Origin of the sequence: Kitasatospora sp. NPDC015120 (assembly GCF_043080305.1) — a bacterium.
GTDB lineage: Bacteria > Actinomycetota > Actinomycetes > Streptomycetales > Streptomycetaceae > Kitasatospora.
In genome coordinates, this window is the sequence record NZ_JBIBVJ010000017.1 from 55851 (window position 1) to 73312 (window position 17462).

The following is a 17462-nucleotide window of genomic DNA, read 5'->3' on the forward strand; positions in this document are numbered from 1 at the left end:
TCCAGACCCCGACACGTTTGAGGACGTATCCCCGGTGGACCAGAACGACATGGGCGCTGACCTCGCGAAGGTGCTCATCAGCAAGGACGAGATCGACGCCAAGCTCCTGGAGCTGGCCGAGCGCATCGACCGGGACTACGCAGGCAAGGACCTGCTGATCGTCGGCGTCCTCAAGGGGGCCGTGATGGTCATGGCGGACCTCGCCCGCACCCTGCACTCGCAGGTGACCATGGACTGGATGGCCGTCTCCTCCTACGGGATGGGCACCAAGTCCTCCGGCGTGGTGCGGATCCTGAAGGACCTCGACACCGACATCGCCGGCCGTGACGTCCTGATCGTCGAGGACATCATCGACTCCGGTCTGACCCTCTCCTGGCTGCTCGGCAACCTGAGCTCGCGCGGCCCGGCCTCCCTGGAGGTCTGTGCCCTGCTGCGCAAGCCGGACGCGGCGAAGGTCGAGATCGACGTCAAGTACGTGGGCTTCGACATCCCCAACGAGTTCGTCGTCGGCTACGGCCTCGACTACGCGGAGAAGCTGCGCAACCTGCCGTTCATCGGCACCCTCGCGCCGCACGTCTACGGCGGCTGAGACCCGTTCGGACGACGGACGGGAACAGGAGCCTGTTCCCGCCCGTTGGATCCGGGGGACCATAGAAGAACGTCGTATCGCCGTGCTCCCGCCACGTGGGGGCCGCACTGCGGTACGGTCCAATAAACCGCTCTTCACATGAGCACTGACCGAATGCGCCGGCGGCCCCCAGGCCCCGCGGCGCCGTTGAGTGGCAGGAGGGACGGGGCGGCAACGCCCCGCATGGATGGACGTCAAGCGATACTTCCGTGCGCCGATCATGTGGATCGTGCTGGCCGTCCTCGCCGTCGTCGTGCTGATGCAGGTCGTTTCGGACTCGAACGGCTACAAGACGGTGGACACCGGGCAGGTCGTCGCGGCGATCGACGCGAAGCAGGTCAAGTCGGCGCAGATCACCACAGGTGACTCGAACACCATCAAGATCCAGCTGAAGGACGGCGCCAAGCTGCCCGCCGTGGGCACCGGCAAGCCGCAGTCCGGCAGCAAGTTCCAGGCCTCGTACATCGGCGACCAGGGTGTCGCGATCGCCGACAAGCTGCAGGCCCAGATCAACGACAACGACCAGAGCACGCTCTCCGAGGGCTACACCATCAGCCCGGAGAAGCAGAGCACCCTCGTCAGCCTGCTGCTGTCGATGCTGCCCATTGTGATCATCGTGCTGGTCTTCCTCTTCCTGATGAACCAGATGCAGGGCGGCGGCTCGCGCGTCATGCAGTTCGGCAAGTCGAAGGCCAAGCTGCTCACCAAGGACACCCCGAAGACCACCTTCGCCGACGTCGCGGGCGCCGACGAGGCGGTCGAGGAGCTCCACGAGATCAAGGAGTTCCTCCAGGAGCCGGCCAAGTTCCAGGCGGTCGGCGCCAAGATCCCCAAGGGCGTGCTGCTCTACGGCCCGCCCGGCACCGGCAAGACCCTGCTGGCGCGCGCCGTCGCGGGCGAGGCCGGGGTGCCGTTCTACTCGATCTCCGGCTCAGACTTCGTCGAGATGTTCGTCGGTGTCGGCGCCAGCCGCGTCCGCGACCTCTTCGAGCAGGCCAAGGCGAACGCCCCGGCGATCGTCTTCGTCGACGAGATCGACGCCGTCGGCCGGCACCGCGGCGCGGGCCTCGGCGGCGGTCACGACGAGCGCGAGCAGACCCTCAACCAGCTGCTGGTCGAGATGGACGGCTTCGACGTCAAGGGCGGCGTCATCCTGATCGCCGCCACCAACCGCCCGGACATCCTGGACCCGGCGCTGCTGCGCCCGGGCCGCTTCGACCGGCAGATCGCGGTCGAGCGCCCCGACCTCCAGGGCCGTCTGGACATCCTCAAGGTGCACCAGAAGGGCAAGCCGATCGCGCCCGACGTCGACCTCTCGGCCGTCGCCAAGCGCACCCCCGGCTTCACCGGTGCCGATCTGTCGAACGTCCTGAACGAGGCGGCGCTGCTGACCGCCCGCTCGGACAAGAAGCTGATCGACAACAACATCCTGGACGAGGCGATCGACCGCGTCGTGGCCGGTCCGCAGAAGCGCACGCGGATCATGTCCGACAAGGAGAAGAAGATCACCGCGTACCACGAGGGCGGTCACGCCCTGGTCGCGGCGGCCTGCCAGTACAGCGACCCGGTGCACAAGATCACCATCCTGTCCCGCGGCCGGGCCCTCGGCTACACCATGGTGCTGCCGGACGAGGACAAGTACTCCACCACCCGCAACGAGATGCTCGACCAGCTGGCGTACATGCTGGGCGGGCGCGCGGCGGAGGAGCTGGTCTTCCACGACCCGACCACCGGTGCCTCGAACGACATCGAGAAGGCCACCGCCACCGCGCGGGCCATGGTCACCCAGTACGGCATGACCGAGCGGCTGGGCGCGATCAAGTTCGGCAGCGACAACTCGGAGCCCTTCCTGGGCCGCGAGATGGGCCACCAGCGCGACTACTCGGAAGAGGTCGCCGGGCTGGTCGACGAAGAGGTCAAGAAGCTCATCGAGGCCGCGCACAACGAGGCCTGGGAGATCCTGGTCGAGAACCGCGACGTGCTCGACAACCTGGTCCTGGAGCTCCTGGAGAAGGAGACCCTGAACAAGGAGCAGATCGCCGAGATCTTCGCCCCGATCGTCAAGCGCCCGGCCCGGCCGGCGTGGACCGGCTCCGCCCGCCGGACGCCGTCCACCCGCCCGCCGGTGCAGTCGCCCAAGGAGCTGGCGCTCACCAACGGCGCCACCGCCACCGCCGAGTCCGCCCCGGCCGACGTGGTGAAGCTCCCGCCGCTGCCGGTCGACCCGCCCGCCGAGGGCTGACGGGAAGCTCGGGCACCCGACGGAATGGATGCCGCGTCACCGGGGTTTGTACCCTGGAGGCGCGGCATCCGTGCTGTTCAACCCCTGTTCGTCAACCAGTTAGCGAGGCCCGCATGATCGACCCGGTGACGCTCGACGGTTCGCCCGCCGTCGGCACCTTCGACCAGAAGCGGGCCGAGAACGCCATCCGCGAGCTGCTGCTGGCCGTCGGCGAGGACCCGGACCGCGAGGGCCTCCTGGAGACGCCGGCCCGGGTGGCCCGCGCCTACAAGGAGATATTCGCGGGCCTCTGGCAGGAGCCCGAGGACGTCCTCACCACCACCTTCGACCTCGGCCACGACGAGATGGTGCTGGTCAAGGACATCGAGCTGACCTCGGTCTGCGAGCACCACCTGGTGCCCTTCCGGGGCGTCGCGCACGTCGGCTACATCCCGTCCACCAGCGGCAAGATCACCGGCCTGTCCAAGCTGGCCCGGCTGGTCGACGTCTACGCCCGCCGGCCGCAGGTGCAGGAGCGCCTCACCAGCCAGGTCGCCGACGCGCTGATGCGGATCCTGGAGCCGCGCGGAGCGATCGTCGTGGTCGAGTGCGAGCACATGTGCATGTCGATGCGCGGCATCCGCAAGCCCGGCGCCAAGACGATCACCTCCTGCGTGCGCGGCCAGCTGCGCGACCCGGCCACCCGGGCCGAGGCGATGAGCCTGATCATCGGTCGCTGACCGGATCCCGCTCGGGCTCGTGCCCGGGCTCGGGCTCGGGCTCGGTGTGCGGCGGGGCCGGGGTGCCCAGCGCGTTGCGGCGCGCGGGCATCCTCAGCCGCACCATCCGCCGCCAGCCGTACAGCAGGTCGTACAGGTAGAGCGCGTGCACGCCGGCCGAGACCACGGCCAGCTGCCAGCGCGGCCAGCGCAGGATCCGCGCCATCCGGGACGTCACCGCGAGGCCGACGTCCCGGTGGGTGCGGATCTCGCCGCGGGCGCTGGTCTCCAGCACGTGCCGGATGTACGGCCCGTGGCCCTCGGCGGCCAGCCGCAGCAGCTCCTCGTGGCAGTAGGCGAGGTGGTTGTCCTCGTCGGCAGAGATCAACCGCATCGCCCGGCCGAGGTCGGGGTTGTCCCCGTACACCTTGACGAGCTGGCGCATCTGCTCGGCCGCGCGCTGCTCGGTGACCCGGCTGTGCGCCAGGTAGGTGATGATCTCGCGGTCGGTCAGCGGGACGCCGCTGGTCAGCCGCTCGTGGGCGAGGCCGACGCCCTGGCGCTCCAGCAGCATGCAGTAGTCGGCCTCGGCGGGCACGCCGGCCTTCGGCAGGCCGCGTTTGTGGAGCAGCTGGGTGAAGATCCGGCCGTGTTTGCGCTCGTCGGCGCCGTGCCGGGCGACCTTCGCAGCGAGCACCGGGTCGCGGGTGAGCCCGGCGATGCGCTCGTTCTCCCACCCGCCCTGGTCCTCGCCGCCGGCGGCGATGCTGCAGAACAGCTGGTAGGCCTCGTCGTTCCGGTAGATCTGGTCGAAGAGCGATCGGGTGCTGAGCATGGGGCCTCCTGCCCGGATCCGGGACGGCACCGGCCGTCGTTCGGCCGGGGCGGTCGAGATACGTCCCCCGCGGCGGCGGGCGCCGTGCCCGACCCCGCCGGTATTCACTCCCCCGGAGGCGTCCGGGGGCCGGGTCAGCCGAGGTGGTGGCCCATCCACTCCAGCGAGGCGGGCAGCTCGCGCACCCAGCTCTCGAAGTTGTGGCCGCCGTCGTCCAGGTACATCGACTCCGCCTGGAACTGCGGATTGGCGGCGGCGACCTGCTGGGCCAGCTCGACGAACTGGACGGTCTGCGGGTAGTCGGCCTCCTTGCGGGTGGAGACCACCAGCATCGACAGCGCCGGGGCGGGCAGGTTCTGCAGCCGCCAGGCGAGGTCGCTCTGCTCGGCCAGCGCCTTGTCCCCGCCGAACAGGCTGCCGCCGGTGAACTGGTCCTCGTTGACCTTGAAGTCGGCGTGCAGCCCGCCCGCGCTGCCGAAGACGCCCGGGAAGCGCATCGCCAGCCGCAGCGCGCAGCTGCCGCCGGTGGAGTAGCCGAGGACGCCCCAGGAGGCGGGCGAGCGGCCGATCCGGTAGGCGGAGCGCAGCGCGTCGGGGACGTCCTTGGTGAACCAGGTCTCGGTGCGCGGCCCGCCGGCGACGTCCACGCACTCGGTGTTGCGCGGCGGGGCGAGGGTCGGGCGGGCCAGTACCACGATGGCCGGCTGCATCTTCCCGGTGCGCTGGAGCTCCGCCGCGGTCTGGATGACCGGCAGGTCCTTCATCAGGTTGAGCGTGGTGCCGGGGTAGCCGGCGATGGCCAGCAGCACCGGGAAGCGGGTCAGGCCCAGCTTCGGGTCGAAGTACTCCGGCGGCAGGTAGACGAACATCTGGTCGGACAGTCCGGTCTCCTGGCCGGTGATCCGGACCGACTCGACCTTGCCGGCCTCCTCGGGTGCCCCTTTGGGCAGGTCCCCGACGCCCTCCAGGCCGCCCTCGTCGGTCGGCGTCAGGAGGGCGTCGCCGGCCGGGGCGCCGCCCTTGTGGTTCTCGTTGCTGGTGAGGGCGAGCTTGGTGCCGCCGGGGCTCAGCAGGTCGTCCCATGAGGTGTAGAACCCGAAGGAGTTGTTGACGCTGAGCGCCAGCACCGCCAGCACCGAGGCCTGAGTGACGGTCAGCAGGCCGACCCGGCCGAGCACCGGCAGCGGGCGCTGCCGGGCCAGTCTGGGCCAGATCCACAGGGTGGTGACGAGTGTCGCCGATCCCAGGGCAAGCAGCGAGTTCATCAGGGCGTCGCTGGTCAGTTCCATACCGTCGGCCTTCCGGTGGGACACTGTCGGTGCAGGCTTCATCGTCTGGCGGTGCGTCAGCCCCGGCCACCGCGGCTAGGCTGTCCGGACGCCGGGAGGGCCCGGGAGGCCGACGGCGCACGCACGCAACCGACGCCCTAAAATGCGGCGTCCACCGTACGTAGGACGTACGCGGGGGCCCGTCGCGCCACGCGGTGAGGGGCTCCGGCACCCACCCCACGGCTCAATTCGCAGTGCCCCCAGGGCGCCGGTTTACCCTTCGTTGCCGGTTCCTTGGTGTGCGTATTGCCAGATGAAGGAAAAGGCATGAAGGTCCATCACGGCTCCCGCCCAGGAGTGGCCGGACACCCCGCCGCAGCCTCTACGCTGAATCCCCATGAGCGTTCCCGTGTCCGTTGAGCCGAGCCCCGAGCAGCCGCTGCGCCGTCGCGGCCTGCAGACGCTTCGTACCCAAGCGGCCGCCGTTCCGAGGGCCTGGCTCCCCGGTGCGGTCGGCTACGCCTGTCTGCTGATCGGGCTGGTGGACATCGCCAGCGCGGTGTTCCCCAAACTGCGGCACACCAAGGTGCACACCTTCGCCGGGCAGCTGCCCGGCGGCACCACCACGCTGGCCGCCGCCGGCACCCTGATGATCGGCCTGCTGCTGGTGCTGCTCGCGCACGCGCTGCGCCGGCGCAAGCGGCGCGCCTGGCGCGCGGTGTGCGTGCTGCTGCCGGTCGGCGCGGCGCTGCACCTGCTGCGCTGGCACCAGCTCGGCCCGGCGGTCATCTCGCTGGTGCTGTTCGCGGTCGTGCTGATCCACCGGCGCGAGTTCTACGCCAAGGCCGACCCGCGCACCCGCTGGCGCGCCGTGGTCAACCTGGTCGTGCTGGGGGCCTTCAGCATCGTGCTCGGCCTGCTGATCGTCAGCACCCGGACGAAGTACGAGCTGGGGCACCCCGGCCTGTCCCAGCGGCTGGAGCACGTGGTCTACGGGCTGTTCGGCTTCGAGGGCCCGGTGCACTACAACGCGGACCGGATCGAGGACCTGGTCGGCTACCTGCTCGGCGCGATGGGCCTGATCACCGCCCTCACCACCACCTACCTGGCGCTGCGCCCGGAGAAGCCCAAGCCGGAGCTGACCGCCGAGGACGAGGAGAAGGTCCGCGCGCTGCTGGAGCGGCACGGCGAGCGGGACTCGCTCGGCTACTTCGCGCTGCGCCGGGACAAGAGCGTGCTGTTCTCGCCCACCGGCAAGGCGGCGATCTCCTACCGGGTGGTCTCCGGCGTCATGCTCGCCTCCGGGGACCCGGTCGGCGACGTCGAGGCCTGGCCCGGCGCGATCAAGGTGTTCATGGCGGAGGCCCGCGAGCACGCCTGGGTGCCGGCCGTGATGGGCTGCAGCGAGGTCGGCGGCGAGGTCTGGACCCGTGAGGCGGGGCTGGACGCGCTGGAGCTGGGCGACGAGGCGATCGTCGACACCGCGACCTTCTCGCTGGCCGGGCGGGCCATGCGCAACGTCCGCCAGATGGTCAAGCGGATCGAGCGCAACGGCTACTCCTGCCGGGTCCGCCGGGTCGCCGAGCTGACCCGGGAGGAGAAGCAGCGGATCGCCGACGCCGCCGCCCGTTGGCGCGGCACCGACACCGAGCGCGGCTTCTCGATGGCGCTCGGCCGCTTCGGCGACCCGGGCGACGACGACTGCGTGGTGGTCACCGCCCACAAGGCGCCCGAGGAGGGCGAGGGCGGCGACGACCTCAAGGCCGTGCTGCACTTCGTGCCCTGGGGCGCGGACGGCATCTCGCTGGAGCTGATGCGCCGTGACCGGGCGGCCGACCCGGGCCTCAACGAGCTGCTGATCGTCGCCGCCCTGCAGGCCGTCCCGGCGATGGGGGTGCGCCGGGTGTCGCTCAACTTCGCGATGTTCCGCTCGGCGCTGGCGCGCGGCGAGCGGATCGGCGCCGGGCCGGTGCTGCGCGCCTGGCGCGGGCTGCTGGTGTTCCTGTCGCGCTGGTTCCAGATCGAGTCGCTGTACAAGTTCAACGCGAAGTTCCAGCCGGAGTGGGAGCCCCGGTTCCTGGTCTTCCCGAACAACCGCGACCTGCCGCGGATCGGCTTCGCCGCGATGCAGGCGGAGGCCTTCATCACCCTGGGGATGCCCCGCTTCGGCCGCAAGCCGCAGCGCCAGGGGCTGATGCCGGAGAGCACCCGCCCGGCGGTCGGCGAGGCCGCCTGAGGCCCGGCGGCACCCGTGCCGGCCCCCGTCGAGGACCCTCCCCGGCGGGGGCCGGCCGTTTCCCGGGGGTGGGGGCCGGGCGGCCGCGGGGGGCGGCCGGATAATGGGGGTATGAGCAATTCGGTGCCCTTCCCGCTGCCGCCCGGACTGCCGCGGCTGGACCGCTGCGCCGTCATGGGCGTGGTCAACGTGACCCCCGACTCCTTCTCGGACGGCGGGCTGTGGCACGACCCCGCCAAGGCGATCGCCCACGGGCTCGCCCTGCGTGCCCGGGGCGCCGACCTGGTCGACGTCGGCGGCGAGTCCACCCGCCCCGGCTCGCAGCGCGTCCCCGAGGAGGAGGAGCTGCGCCGGGTGGTCCCGGTGGTGCGCGAGCTGGCCGCCGCCGGGGTGACGGTCTCCGTCGACACCATGCGGGCCTCGGTGGCCGAGCGGGCCGTCGAGGCGGGCGCGCTGGTCGTCAACGACGTCTCCGGCGGCCTGGCGGACCCGGCGATGGCCCGGGTGGTCGCGGAGAGCGGCGCGCCGTTCGTGGTGATGCACTGGCGCGGGCAGTCCGCCGACATGGACCGGCTGGCCGTCTACGACGACGTGGTCGCCGACGTCGTGGGCGAGCTGAGCGCCCGGGTCGACGCGCTGCTGGCCGCCGGGGTCAAGGAGGACCAGCTGATCCTCGACCCGGGGCTCGGCTTCGCCAAGACCGCCGAGCACAACTGGGCGCTGCTCGGCCGGCTCGACGCGCTCACCGCGCTCGGCCGGCCCGTCCTGGTCGCCGCATCGCGCAAGCGGTTCCTGGGTACGCTGCTCGCCGACCCGGAAACCGGGGAGCTGCGCCCGGCGCGGGAGCGCGACGACGCGACCGCCGCGGTGTCGGTGCTGTCGGCACGGGCCGGCGCGTGGGCGGTGCGGGTGCACGACGTGTCCGGCACGGCGGACGCCGTCCGGGTCGTCGCGGCCTGGCAGCGTGCCGCCGGGCAGGGATGAGCGCTGGGCGAAGACGGGAGGGTCATGGCGGGTGACGGCAGGTTGAGCGGGGAGACGGCGGGCCGACGGGCCGGCGGCGCGGACCGCGAGGCGGTCCTGGCCGCCAACCGGGCGCTCTACGAGGCGCTGGAGACCGGCGACCTCGCGGCGGTCGAGGACGCCTGGCTGGGCGCCGGCGAGGCGGACGACAAGGGGGGCGTGGTCTGCGTCCACCCGGGGTGGCCGGTGCTGCGCGGGCGGGCCCAGGTGACCCGCTCGTACATGCTGATCATGGCGAACACCGAGTACATCCAGTTCATCCTCACCGACGAGGAAGCGGAGGTGCACGGCGATGTGGCCCTTGTCACGTGCACCGAGAACATCCTTTCCGGCGGCGAGGCCGAACAGGAGGGCGAGCTCGGGCCGCTGGTCGGCGGAAAGGTCGTGTCGACCAATCTCTTCCGGCGCACTCCGGCCGGGTGGAAACTGTGGTCGCACCACGGTTCACCCGTTCTGACCAGCGCCGACGAGGACGACGAGGACTGATTCCGGACCCCGGCGGGAAATCGCGGGAAAACGTCACCGGCCGGCGGCCGGGGAATTCCCGGCAGGTCACCGAACGTTCACGTCAATCGCCATTCCGGCGCGCGTGGCGACGGTTCGTGCCGGGTAGGACGGTCGGGTGTTGTCGGCGCGCGCGGGTAGATTCGAAAAGGCAGCGGCGGGCGCGACGCCCGTCTCCGCCCTGTTCGCCTCCCTCCTCCGGGGCGGGGCCCGTCCGACTGGGAGCAGTGATTCGTTTGCTGGACCGCGTCACCCTGCGGGGCCTGCGTGCCCGCGGCCACCACGGCGTCTTCGAGCGCGAGCGGGCCGAGGGCCAGACCTTCGTGGTCGACCTGGTGCTCTTCCTGGACACCCGCCCGGCCGCCGCCGGGGACGACCTGACCCGCACGGCGCACTACGGCATGGTGGCCGAGGAGGTCACCGCGATCATCGCCGGCGAGCCGGTCGAGCTGATCGAGACCCTGGCCCAGCGGATCGCGGACCAGTGCCTGAAGCACGAGCCGGTGGAGGAGGTCGAGGTGACCGTGCACAAGCCGGACGCCCCGATCACCGTGCCGTTCGACGACGTGACCGTGACCATCCACCGGACCCGCGGATGACCCGCACCGTCCGTCCGGTGCCCGCCGCAGCGCCCGTCCCAGCCCGAGGGGAAGTCCGATGACCACAAGTGACCCGACCGCCGCGCCGAGCGCCTTCGACCTGGAGCAGCGGGTGGACTCGGTGGACACCACCCTGCACAGCCAGCGCTTCGCCGTGATCGCCCTCGGCTCCAACCTCGGCAACCGCCTGGACACCCTCCAGGGGGCCGTGGACGCCCTCGCCGACACGCCCGGGCTCAAGATCAAGGCCGTCTCCGCGGTGTACGAGACGCAGGCCGTGGGCGGCCCCGCCGAGCAGCCCGCCTACTACAACGCGGTCGTGGTGCTGCGCACCTCGCTGCCGCCGCGCGACCTGCTGGAGCGCGGCAACGCGATCGAGGACGCCTTCGGCCGGGTCCGCACCGTGCACTGGGGCCCGCGCACCCTGGACGTCGACATCCTGGCCTACGAGGGCGTCGTCAGCGAGGACCCGCAGCTGCTGCTGCCGCACCCGCGCTCGCACGAGCGGGCCTTCGTGCTCGCCCCGTGGCTGGACGCCCAGCCGGACGCCGAGCTGCCCGGGCACGGGCCGGTGGCCGGCCTGCTGGAGGCGCTCGGCGGCCCGGACGCCCAGGGTGTGCGGCGGCGTGACGACATCCGGCTGACGCTGCCGGAGTAGGCACCGCCGCAGCGTGCGCGGACGGCCCCGTCCGCGCGGGCCGGGAACTCGTGCGGGGCCGCCGGCCGTACCCATGGGTGTCCGCCCCGGTCCGGGACCCCCCGGGCCGGGGCCCGGTACGGTGGCCTGACGCCGTCGTACCCGCCGCCCGGGAAAGGACCTCGTCCGAGTGAAGCTGCTTCGCCTCCGTCTGCTGATCGGCATCACGGCCGCCGCGACGGCGCTGTCCTGGGCCGGCGCCAAGCTGTGGGCCTCCCTGGACACGCTGCCCGCGGTGCCGGGCGCGGCGCCCGTGGTGCTGGCCGCGGTGGCGGTGATCCTGCTCGCGACCGCGCTCTCGCTGCGCTCGCGGCTGAAGGCGGCGCGCGAGCGGCAGCCAGGGGCGAAGCGGGTGGACCCGCTGGGTGCGGCCCGGGCGGTGGTGCTCGGGCAGGCCAGCGCCCTGGTCTCGGCGGTGGTCACCGGGATCTACGCGGGCGCCGGGATCCACCTGCTGGGGGAGCTGGACGTGCCGGCCCGCAAGGACCAGGCGATCACCGCGGGCTTCGCCGTCCTGGCCGGCGCGGCCGTGATCGCGGCGGCGCTCTGGCTGCAGCACGTCTGCCGGCTGCCGGAGGACCACGACGACCCCGGTGGCCACGGGCCGGCGGCCACGCATCGCTGACCAGCGCTTTTCCGGTGATCTTGAGTGATTTCCCGGATGCGTCCGGTAAAACCGGTGCGGTGTCAAGGGCCGAACCGGACCCTGGGCTGACACGGCCCCAATTCGCACGCTAGTTTCTTGAGCATGTCTCGCGGACGCCACCGTCATTCCTCCGTCCTCGGCCGGGTCTTTCCCCCCACCGCCGCCGGCGTGCTCATCGTCGCCGCGCTGGGGGCACTGCTTTTCAGTCAGGACACCGTGCTGGTCCGTTCGGTGGGCGCGGCCGCGGTGCTCGCCACGCTCGGGTTCGCCGTCCTGCTGCGTCAGCGCGACCGGGCCGCGCGGGCGGCGGCCGAGGTCTCCGCGGCGCAGCGGCTGCGGTCCGAGGAGCGCTTCGAGGAGCAGCTCGCCGAGGCCGAGTACGCCGCCGAGGTGGCCGAGGAGCGGGCGACCCGGTTCGGACGGCGGCTGACCGCCGAGAAGTCCCGGCTGGCGAAGGCCGAGACGGAGATCGCCCGGCTGCTCAAGGAGCGCGCGGTGATGGTCGCCGAGCAGGCGCTCAAGGAGGCCGAGGCGGCCCAGCGGGCGCTCGCCGCGAGCCGGCCCAAGCACCCGGCCAGCCCGGCCGCGTACGTCCGCGCCGCGGCCGTGCTGCGGCAGCTGGAGCGGCGGGCGGCGCAGCAGGAGGCGCAGCGGGAGCAGGACGCCCGGCGCGAGGCGGAGCGCGCGGCGGGCGCGGAGGTCGCGCTGCGCGCGCGGACGGCGCCCGCGACGACGGCCGCGCCGGCGCCGGGGCGGGTCACGACGGCGGTTCCGGCACCGGCCGCGCCCTCGGTGCCCGAGCCCGGTGCGGCCCCCTCCGCGGCCGCTCCCGACGCCCCCGCGGCCCCGGTGCGGCCGGTGCTGACGGCGACCGTCGGGCAGCTCGGCGGGGCGCCCGCCGCGCCCGCCACGCCGGCCGTGCGGCCGGCCGAGCGGCAGCGTCCGCGCCCGGCGGCCGCCCCGGCCGCGCGTCCGCAGGGCTTCAGCTTCTTCGGCCGGGGCTCCGGCGCGGCGGTCCGCGCGGCGGCGCCGTCGCCGGCCGTGCGCAGTGTCGCCGAGCTCGGCGAGCGGGCGGACCTGGCGGACGTGGTCGGCGACGAGGCGGTCGCGGCGCAGGCGCTGGAGCGGACCCGGGAGCAGGAGCGGGTCCCGGAGCCGGCGGACACCGAGGCGCAGACCCGGTTGCTGCCGCAGGCCGGCGAGGACGCCCCCGAGGTGGTCGACCTGACCCCGCACGACGAGACCGAGCAGATCGAGGTCCCCGAGCTGCGCGCCTCGCGGTAGGAGGGGGCGCCGCCCGCCGCCCGCCGCGTCCGGGTGCGGGCGCGGCGGGCCCGGGAACGGCACGGCGCCCGCCCCGCCGGGTGGCGGGACGGGCGCCGGACGGCCCGCGGTGCGGGAGCGTCAGATCTGCACGCCGAAGTCCTGGGCGATGCCGGCCAGGCCGGAGGCGTAGCCCTGGCCGACCGCGCGGAACTTCCACTCGGCGCCGTTGCGGTAGAGCTCGCCGAAGATCATGGCGGTCTCGGTGGCGGCGTCCTCGGAGAGGTCGTAGCGGGCGATCTCGGCGCCGCCGGCGGAGTTCACCACACGGATGTAGGCGTTGCGGACCTGGCCGAAGTTCTGCGACCGGGCGACGGCGTCGTAGATCGAGACCGGGAAGGTGATCCGGGCGGCCTCGGCCGGCAGCGAGGCGAGGTTGACGTTGATCGCCTCGTCGTCGCCGGCGCCCTCGCCGGTGCGGTTGTCACCGGTGTGGACGACGGTGTTGTCCGGCGTGCTGGTGTTGTTGAAGAAGACGAAGTGGCTGTTGGACAGCACCTTGCCGTCCGCGTTCAGCACGATCGCGCTGGCGTCCAGGTCGAACTCGGCACCGGTCGTGGTGCGGACGTCCCAGCCGAGGCCGACGGTGACCGCGGTCAGGCCGGGGGCCTCCTTGGTCAGCGAGACGTTGCCACCCTTGGAGAGGCTCACTGGCATGGTGTGTGCTGTCCCTTCGATTTGCTTGTTGCCGGGGATAACGCGGGAACCTCCGGGGATGGTTCCGCGCGGCCGGTTCTTTTCCGCCGCCGGCACGGCTGGGATGTTCCCCCGTCAGATCCGCCGGAACCGGCCCTGGAGCTCCCAGACCACCGGATTGTCGGCGAGGTCCGGGTGCATGTCGAAGAGGTCGGCGAGCGTGTCCTGGAGGAAGTCGCGGGCCTCCCGGCGCAGGTCGCCGTGGCGCACCACGACGGGCGGCTCGTCGGGAAGCCAGGTGGCGGTGATCTCGACCCAGTTGAAGCGGCGGGCGAACCGCAGCAGTTCGGTGTTCTGGGTGAAGTCGAGGTCGGCGCTCTGCACCCGGGCCGCGCGGCCGCCGGCCGGGTCGCGGTCGAGTTCCTCGACGACGTCGCAGAGCGCCCAGGCGAAGTCCAGCACCGGGACCCATCCCCAGGCCGTGGACAGTTCGGAGCCCTCGGCGTCGAGGTGGACGTCGCCGCAGAACAGGTCGTACCGCAGCTCCCGCACGCCCGCGGTCCGGTAGTCGGTCTGCGGGGGGTCGGGGAAACGGTTGGAGAGGGAGTAGCCGAGCTCGATCACACTGGACATTGTCGGGGCAGACCGGTCCTGGCCGGATAACCGGGTGACCGGCGCGGCCCGGCGCGGGATGATGGGCACATGCCCGAGCCCATCCGCGTACGGGGGTCGGTGGTCGTCCCCGACGCCGAGCTCGTCTGGCGCTTCTCGCGTTCCTCCGGCCCCGGCGGCCAGCACGTCAACACCTCCGACACCCAGGTCGAGCTGCGCTACGACCTGGCGGCCTCCGCCGCGCTGCCCGAGGTGTGGAAGCAGCGCGCCCTGGAGCGGCTGGCGGGCCGGCTGGTGGACGGGCGGGTGCTGGTGGTCCGGGCGTCCGAGCACCGCTCGCAGTGGCGCAACCGGGAGGTCGCGGCGGCCCGGCTGGCGTCGCTGCTCGGCGAGGCGACCGCGCCGCCGCCGAAGGCCCGCCGGGCGACCCGGCCGAGCCGGGGCATGGTCGAGCGGCGGCTCACCAACAAGCGGCACCGCTCCGAGCTGAAGCAGGGGCGGCGCGCTCCGCGCGGGGAGCAGTAGGGCGTGTCCTGACGCGCGGGTCGCCGGTTCAGCCCAGGGTGCGGTAGCCGCCGCGGAAGTACAGCAGCGGACGGCCGCCCGGGTCGGGCACGGTGGCCTCCAGGACGCGGCCGAGCAGCAGGGTGTGGTCACCCGCGGCCACCCGCTGTTCGGTGCGGCACTCCACGGTGGCGAGCGCGCCGTCGATCAGCGGGGCGCCGCTGTGCGGGCCGCGGTGGTGCGGGGCGTCGGCGAACAGCAGCCGGTCGCTGAGCCGGCCCTTCATGGCGAACCGCGAGCCGAGTGCCTTCTGGCCCTCCGCCAGCAGGGAGACCGCCCAGGTGTCGGCCCGGCTGAGCACCTCGTCCATCCGGGAGTCCTCCCGGACGGAGATCAGGACCAGCGGCGGTTCCAGCGACACGGAGAGGAAGGACGTGGCGGTCATGCCGACGTCCTCCCCGTCGTCCGGGTCGTGGACGGTCACCAGGCTCACACCGGCGGCGAGCTGGGAGAGCGCCGCCCGGAACTCGTCGGGGGTCGCTTGGGTGGCAGCTTCGGGCTGCGGGGACGGGTACACGTACCGCACGGTAGCCCGGGACCGGGGGCGGCGACATCGGGCCCTGGTCGTAGGACCAGCGGCGCAGCACCGCTCGGCCCGCCGGGGCGGCGGAAAGGTTACGGTCCGCGTCCGCTCTCACCCCCAGGAGTGAAGGGAGGGGCCTGCCGGCGGTCGGGCACTACAGCGCGGGGCCAATGCGACCGACCACGGGAAATGTTCCGATGGGCAGGGATGTCCCGGTATGGGGCGGATGAACTGATTAAGGGCGCATTAGTGTTGTGTGATTTAAGTCACAAGTGCCGACCTATTGCTGACCGAGCGTGCCGAACGCTGTGCTCCCTGTGATTCAGTTCTTCTGGCAATCGGACGATAACCAATCAAGACCTATCCGAAGCAGCCGGGGAGCCCCCGCATGGAAGCCGAGTCGGAGCCGTACGTCCGTCTCGCGACCCTCCGCACCTTGCACCGGGTCGTGGCGGACCTCAACGCTGCCCGCAGCCTGGCGGGCACGCTGCAGGCCGTGGTCGAGGGCGCGGTGCACGGACTCGGTTTCGACGCCGCCGCGGTCAGCCTGGTACGGCCCGACGGCGACCTCGTGGTGGCGGCCGTCTGGGAGCTGGAGGAGAGCGCCATGGGCGGCCCGTCCGTGCTGCTCGGCCAGGTCGGCTCCCGCGAGTCCTGGGACCGGCTGCTCGGCGTCAGCGACCACTGGGGCACCCTGCGCTTCCTCCCCTACGACCGCGGCTGGGCGGTGGCCAGCGACATCCCGCGCTGGATCGGGGACGGCCCGATGCCGGTCTACGCCAACGACTGGCACCCCGCCGACGGTCTGCTCGCCCCGATGTACAGCGCCGGCGGCGACCTGCTCGGCGTCCTCTCGGTGGACCGCCCGCGCAGCGGCAAGCGGCCCGGCGCCTGGACCCGCGAGGCCCTGGAGATGTTCTCCCTGCAGGCCTCCATCGCGATCGGCAACGCCCGGCTGCGCGCCGAGATGCAACGCGCGCTGGCCCGCCTGGAGAAGGAGCAGCAGGCCCTGCGGGCCAGCGAGGAGAGCTTCCGCCAGGCCTTCGAGTACGCGCCCAGCGGGATGGCCATCACCGAACTGCACGGCGCCGGCCGGGGCCAGCTGACCCGGGTCAACGACGCGCTCTGTCGACTGCTCGGCCGCCCCCGGGCGGTGCTGCGCCAGCAGAGCTTCGCCGACCTGGTCCACCCGGACGACCGCGCGCTGCTGGAGCGCACCAGCGCCGAGAGCGGCCGGGCGGAACTGCGGCTCTCCCGCCGGGACGGCGGCTACCAGTGGGTGTGCCTGCGGAACTCGATCGTGGCGGACGCCGCCGAGGGGCCGAGCTTCCTGCTCACCCACGTCGAGGACATCGAGGACCGCAAGCGGCACGAGCTCCAGCTCGCCCACCGGGCCAGCCACGACGCCCTCACCGGCCTGCCGAACGGCGCCGAGCTCAAGGCGCGGCTCGGGCGCCGGCTCTGCGGGCAGCCGCAGGCGGCCGTCGCCGCCGGGCACCAGGGCGGCCCGGACGAGGCCGGCTACGGCGGTCCGGGGTACGGCGGTCCGGGGTACGGCGACGCCGCCCACGGGAGCACCGGGTACGGCGCCGCGGGCCCGGAGGACGGGTTCGCGGGGTACCCGGAGAGCCTGTTCGGCGAGCCCTCCCGCCCGGGCGACGGCTTCGGCGGCCCGGAGCCGGGGCACGGCCAGGGCCCGCGGGACGGCTACCCGGTGCCCGCCGCCGACGCCGGACCGGCCGGGGCGAACGGCTACGGCGAGCACGTGCACGCGGTGGTCCCGGCCGACCACGGCCCGGGCGGCGAGCCGTGGTCCGGCCCGTTCCGCTCCGGCAGCGCCGCCGCCGTCGAGAAAGGGCTCGCGGTGCTCTTCTGCGACCTCGACGGCTTCAAGTCGATCAACGACCGGTTCGGCCACAACGCCGGTGACGCCGTCCTGGTCGAGGTGGCCCGCCGGCTCAGCGCGGCCGTGCGCGACGGCGACACGGTGGCCCGGCTCGGCGGCGACGAGTTCGTGGTGCTCGCCGACGGCATCGGCCGCGACGAGGCGAAGGACCTCGCCCACCGGCTGCGCAACGCGATCATCCCGCCGATGCGCATCGACGGCCGGGGGATGCGGGTGGGCGTGAGCCTCGGCATCGGCTGGGCCGGCTGCGGGATGAGCATCGAGGAGGTCCTGCACACCGCGGACGAGCGGATGTACGACGAGAAGCGGGCCCGCGGCGGCGCGGTGCGCGGCGCCCGCGGCGAGCGTTCGCACCGGAGGGCGGGCTAGGGCCGGTCCCGTGGATCCTTGCCGGGCCGCCGAAGTCCACGAGACGGGCCCCGGACCACCCTCCCGCAGGCGGGGCCGGGCGGGGGCTACTCGCCGGTTGTCAAGGGGTCTTTCCGGGGCGTCCGGGGCGGCAGGTAGGGTTCCGGGGTACGA

Annotated in this window: 17 protein-coding genes; 12 read left to right on the forward strand and 5 right to left on the reverse strand. The window is 72.9% G+C overall.

What is annotated here, in order from left to right; all coding sequences use genetic code 11:
• Positions 1 to 34: 34 nt before the first annotated feature.
• From hpt to folE, 3 genes are all read left to right on the forward strand, one after another.
• Positions 35 to 589 carry a hypoxanthine phosphoribosyltransferase gene (hpt, locus tag ACF1AK_RS28540; protein ID WP_350553213.1) on the forward strand — a complete coding sequence of 185 codons (555 nt, stop codon included), beginning with the start codon at positions 35 to 37 and terminating at the stop codon, positions 587 to 589.
• Between the two features lie 226 nt (positions 590 to 815).
• Positions 816 to 2870, forward strand: coding sequence for an ATP-dependent zinc metalloprotease FtsH (gene ftsH, locus ACF1AK_RS28545; protein ID WP_391501704.1), 2055 nt, complete (start codon positions 816 to 818; stop codon positions 2868 to 2870).
• A 113-nt stretch (positions 2871 to 2983) separates the two neighbouring features.
• The gene (folE, locus tag ACF1AK_RS28550; protein ID WP_376096460.1) at positions 2984 to 3589 is read left to right on the forward strand and encodes a GTP cyclohydrolase I FolE; all 606 of its coding nucleotides are present in this window, start codon (positions 2984 to 2986) and stop codon (positions 3587 to 3589) included.
• Here folE and ACF1AK_RS28555 read toward each other — a convergent pair.
• Positions 3576 to 4403, reverse strand: coding sequence for a ferritin-like domain-containing protein (locus ACF1AK_RS28555; protein WP_391501705.1), 828 nt, complete (start codon positions 4401 to 4403; stop codon positions 3576 to 3578). The two genes, folE and ACF1AK_RS28555, sit on opposite strands and share 14 nt — an antisense overlap.
• Positions 4404 to 4537: 134 nt before the next feature.
• A complete protein-coding gene (locus ACF1AK_RS28560; protein WP_391501706.1) occupies positions 4538 to 5692 on the reverse strand; it encodes an alpha/beta hydrolase in 1155 nt (384 codons plus the stop codon).
• Positions 5693 to 6068: 376 nt separating this feature from the next.
• Here ACF1AK_RS28560 and ACF1AK_RS28565 point away from each other — a divergent pair, with 376 nt between their 5' ends.
• From ACF1AK_RS28565 to ACF1AK_RS28595, 7 genes are all read left to right on the forward strand, one after another.
• Entirely contained in the window at positions 6069 to 7907 is a 1839-nt protein-coding gene (locus ACF1AK_RS28565) for a phosphatidylglycerol lysyltransferase domain-containing protein (RefSeq protein ID WP_391501707.1), read from the forward strand.
• Between the two features lie 111 nt (positions 7908 to 8018).
• Complete coding sequence (folP, locus tag ACF1AK_RS28570; protein WP_391501708.1) at positions 8019 to 8891, forward strand: dihydropteroate synthase; 873 nt, start codon at positions 8019 to 8021, stop codon at positions 8889 to 8891.
• Positions 8892 to 8915: 24 nt separating this feature from the next.
• Complete coding sequence (locus ACF1AK_RS28575; protein WP_380295698.1) at positions 8916 to 9416, forward strand: nuclear transport factor 2 family protein; 501 nt, start codon at positions 8916 to 8918, stop codon at positions 9414 to 9416.
• A 257-nt stretch (positions 9417 to 9673) separates the two neighbouring features.
• Positions 9674 to 10033, forward strand: a complete 360-nt coding sequence (folB, locus tag ACF1AK_RS28580; protein ID WP_391501762.1) for a dihydroneopterin aldolase — start codon at positions 9674 to 9676, stop codon at positions 10031 to 10033.
• Positions 10034 to 10091: 58 nt separating this feature from the next.
• Positions 10092 to 10691, forward strand: a complete 600-nt coding sequence (gene folK / locus ACF1AK_RS28585) for a 2-amino-4-hydroxy-6-hydroxymethyldihydropteridine diphosphokinase (RefSeq protein ID WP_391501709.1) — start codon at positions 10092 to 10094, stop codon at positions 10689 to 10691.
• Between the two features lie 169 nt (positions 10692 to 10860).
• A complete protein-coding gene (locus ACF1AK_RS28590; RefSeq protein ID WP_391501710.1) occupies positions 10861 to 11355 on the forward strand; it encodes a DUF3180 domain-containing protein in 495 nt (164 codons plus the stop codon).
• Between the two features lie 123 nt (positions 11356 to 11478).
• A complete protein-coding gene (locus ACF1AK_RS28595) occupies positions 11479 to 12660 on the forward strand; it encodes a hypothetical protein (RefSeq protein WP_391501711.1) in 1182 nt (393 codons plus the stop codon).
• Positions 12661 to 12780: 120 nt separating this feature from the next.
• On the opposite strand, the gene ACF1AK_RS28600 is transcribed toward ACF1AK_RS28595, so the two are convergent.
• Positions 12781 to 13356 (reverse strand): TerD family protein, encoded by a 576-nt coding sequence (locus ACF1AK_RS28600; RefSeq protein ID WP_380290715.1) that lies wholly within the window; start codon positions 13354 to 13356, stop codon positions 12781 to 12783.
• Between the two features lie 114 nt (positions 13357 to 13470).
• A complete protein-coding gene (locus tag ACF1AK_RS28605; RefSeq protein WP_391501712.1) occupies positions 13471 to 13968 on the reverse strand; it encodes a hypothetical protein in 498 nt (165 codons plus the stop codon).
• A gap of 69 nt (positions 13969 to 14037) precedes the next feature.
• On the opposite strand from ACF1AK_RS28605, the gene arfB reads away from it, so the two are divergent.
• Entirely contained in the window at positions 14038 to 14472 is a 435-nt protein-coding gene (gene arfB, locus ACF1AK_RS28610; protein WP_391501713.1) for an alternative ribosome rescue aminoacyl-tRNA hydrolase ArfB, read from the forward strand.
• A gap of 28 nt (positions 14473 to 14500) precedes the next feature.
• On the opposite strand, the gene ACF1AK_RS28615 is transcribed toward arfB, so the two are convergent.
• On the reverse strand, positions 14501 to 15037 hold the full coding sequence (locus ACF1AK_RS28615) for a flavin reductase family protein (RefSeq protein ID WP_391501714.1): 537 nt from the start codon (positions 15035 to 15037) through the stop codon (positions 14501 to 14503).
• Between the two features lie 385 nt (positions 15038 to 15422).
• Between ACF1AK_RS28615 and ACF1AK_RS28620 the strand changes: the two genes are divergently transcribed.
• The gene (locus ACF1AK_RS28620) at positions 15423 to 17309 is read left to right on the forward strand and encodes a diguanylate cyclase domain-containing protein (RefSeq protein WP_391501715.1); all 1887 of its coding nucleotides are present in this window, start codon (positions 15423 to 15425) and stop codon (positions 17307 to 17309) included.
• Positions 17310 to 17462: the final 153 nt, after the last annotated feature.

What these genes read in the sequence shown, in the direction of transcription:
- folP (WP_391501708.1), top strand. Translation starts at nt 8,019, where the DNA reads ATGAGCAATTCGGTGCCCTTCCCGCTGCCGCCCGGACTGCCGCGGCTG.
- ACF1AK_RS28605 (WP_391501712.1), bottom strand. Translation starts at nt 13,968, where the DNA reads ATGTCCAGTGTGATCGAGCTCGGCTACTCCCTCTCCAACCGTTTCCCC.
- folK (WP_391501709.1), top strand. Translation starts at nt 10,092, where the DNA reads ATGACCACAAGTGACCCGACCGCCGCGCCGAGCGCCTTCGACCTGGAG.
- arfB (WP_391501713.1), top strand. Translation starts at nt 14,038, where the DNA reads ATGCCCGAGCCCATCCGCGTACGGGGGTCGGTGGTCGTCCCCGACGCC.
- ACF1AK_RS28620 (WP_391501715.1), top strand. Translation starts at nt 15,423, where the DNA reads ATGGAAGCCGAGTCGGAGCCGTACGTCCGTCTCGCGACCCTCCGCACC.
- ACF1AK_RS28575 (WP_380295698.1), top strand. Translation starts at nt 8,916, where the DNA reads ATGGCGGGTGACGGCAGGTTGAGCGGGGAGACGGCGGGCCGACGGGCC.
- ACF1AK_RS28600 (WP_380290715.1), bottom strand. Translation starts at nt 13,356, where the DNA reads ATGCCAGTGAGCCTCTCCAAGGGTGGCAACGTCTCGCTGACCAAGGAG.
- ACF1AK_RS28595 (WP_391501711.1), top strand. Translation starts at nt 11,479, where the DNA reads ATGTCTCGCGGACGCCACCGTCATTCCTCCGTCCTCGGCCGGGTCTTT.
- ACF1AK_RS28560 (WP_391501706.1), bottom strand. Translation starts at nt 5,692, where the DNA reads ATGGAACTGACCAGCGACGCCCTGATGAACTCGCTGCTTGCCCTGGGA.
- ACF1AK_RS28555 (WP_391501705.1), bottom strand. Translation starts at nt 4,403, where the DNA reads ATGCTCAGCACCCGATCGCTCTTCGACCAGATCTACCGGAACGACGAG.
- ACF1AK_RS28565 (WP_391501707.1), top strand. Translation starts at nt 6,069, where the DNA reads ATGAGCGTTCCCGTGTCCGTTGAGCCGAGCCCCGAGCAGCCGCTGCGC.
- ftsH (WP_391501704.1), top strand. Translation starts at nt 816, where the DNA reads ATGGACGTCAAGCGATACTTCCGTGCGCCGATCATGTGGATCGTGCTG.
- folE (WP_376096460.1), top strand. Translation starts at nt 2,984, where the DNA reads ATGATCGACCCGGTGACGCTCGACGGTTCGCCCGCCGTCGGCACCTTC.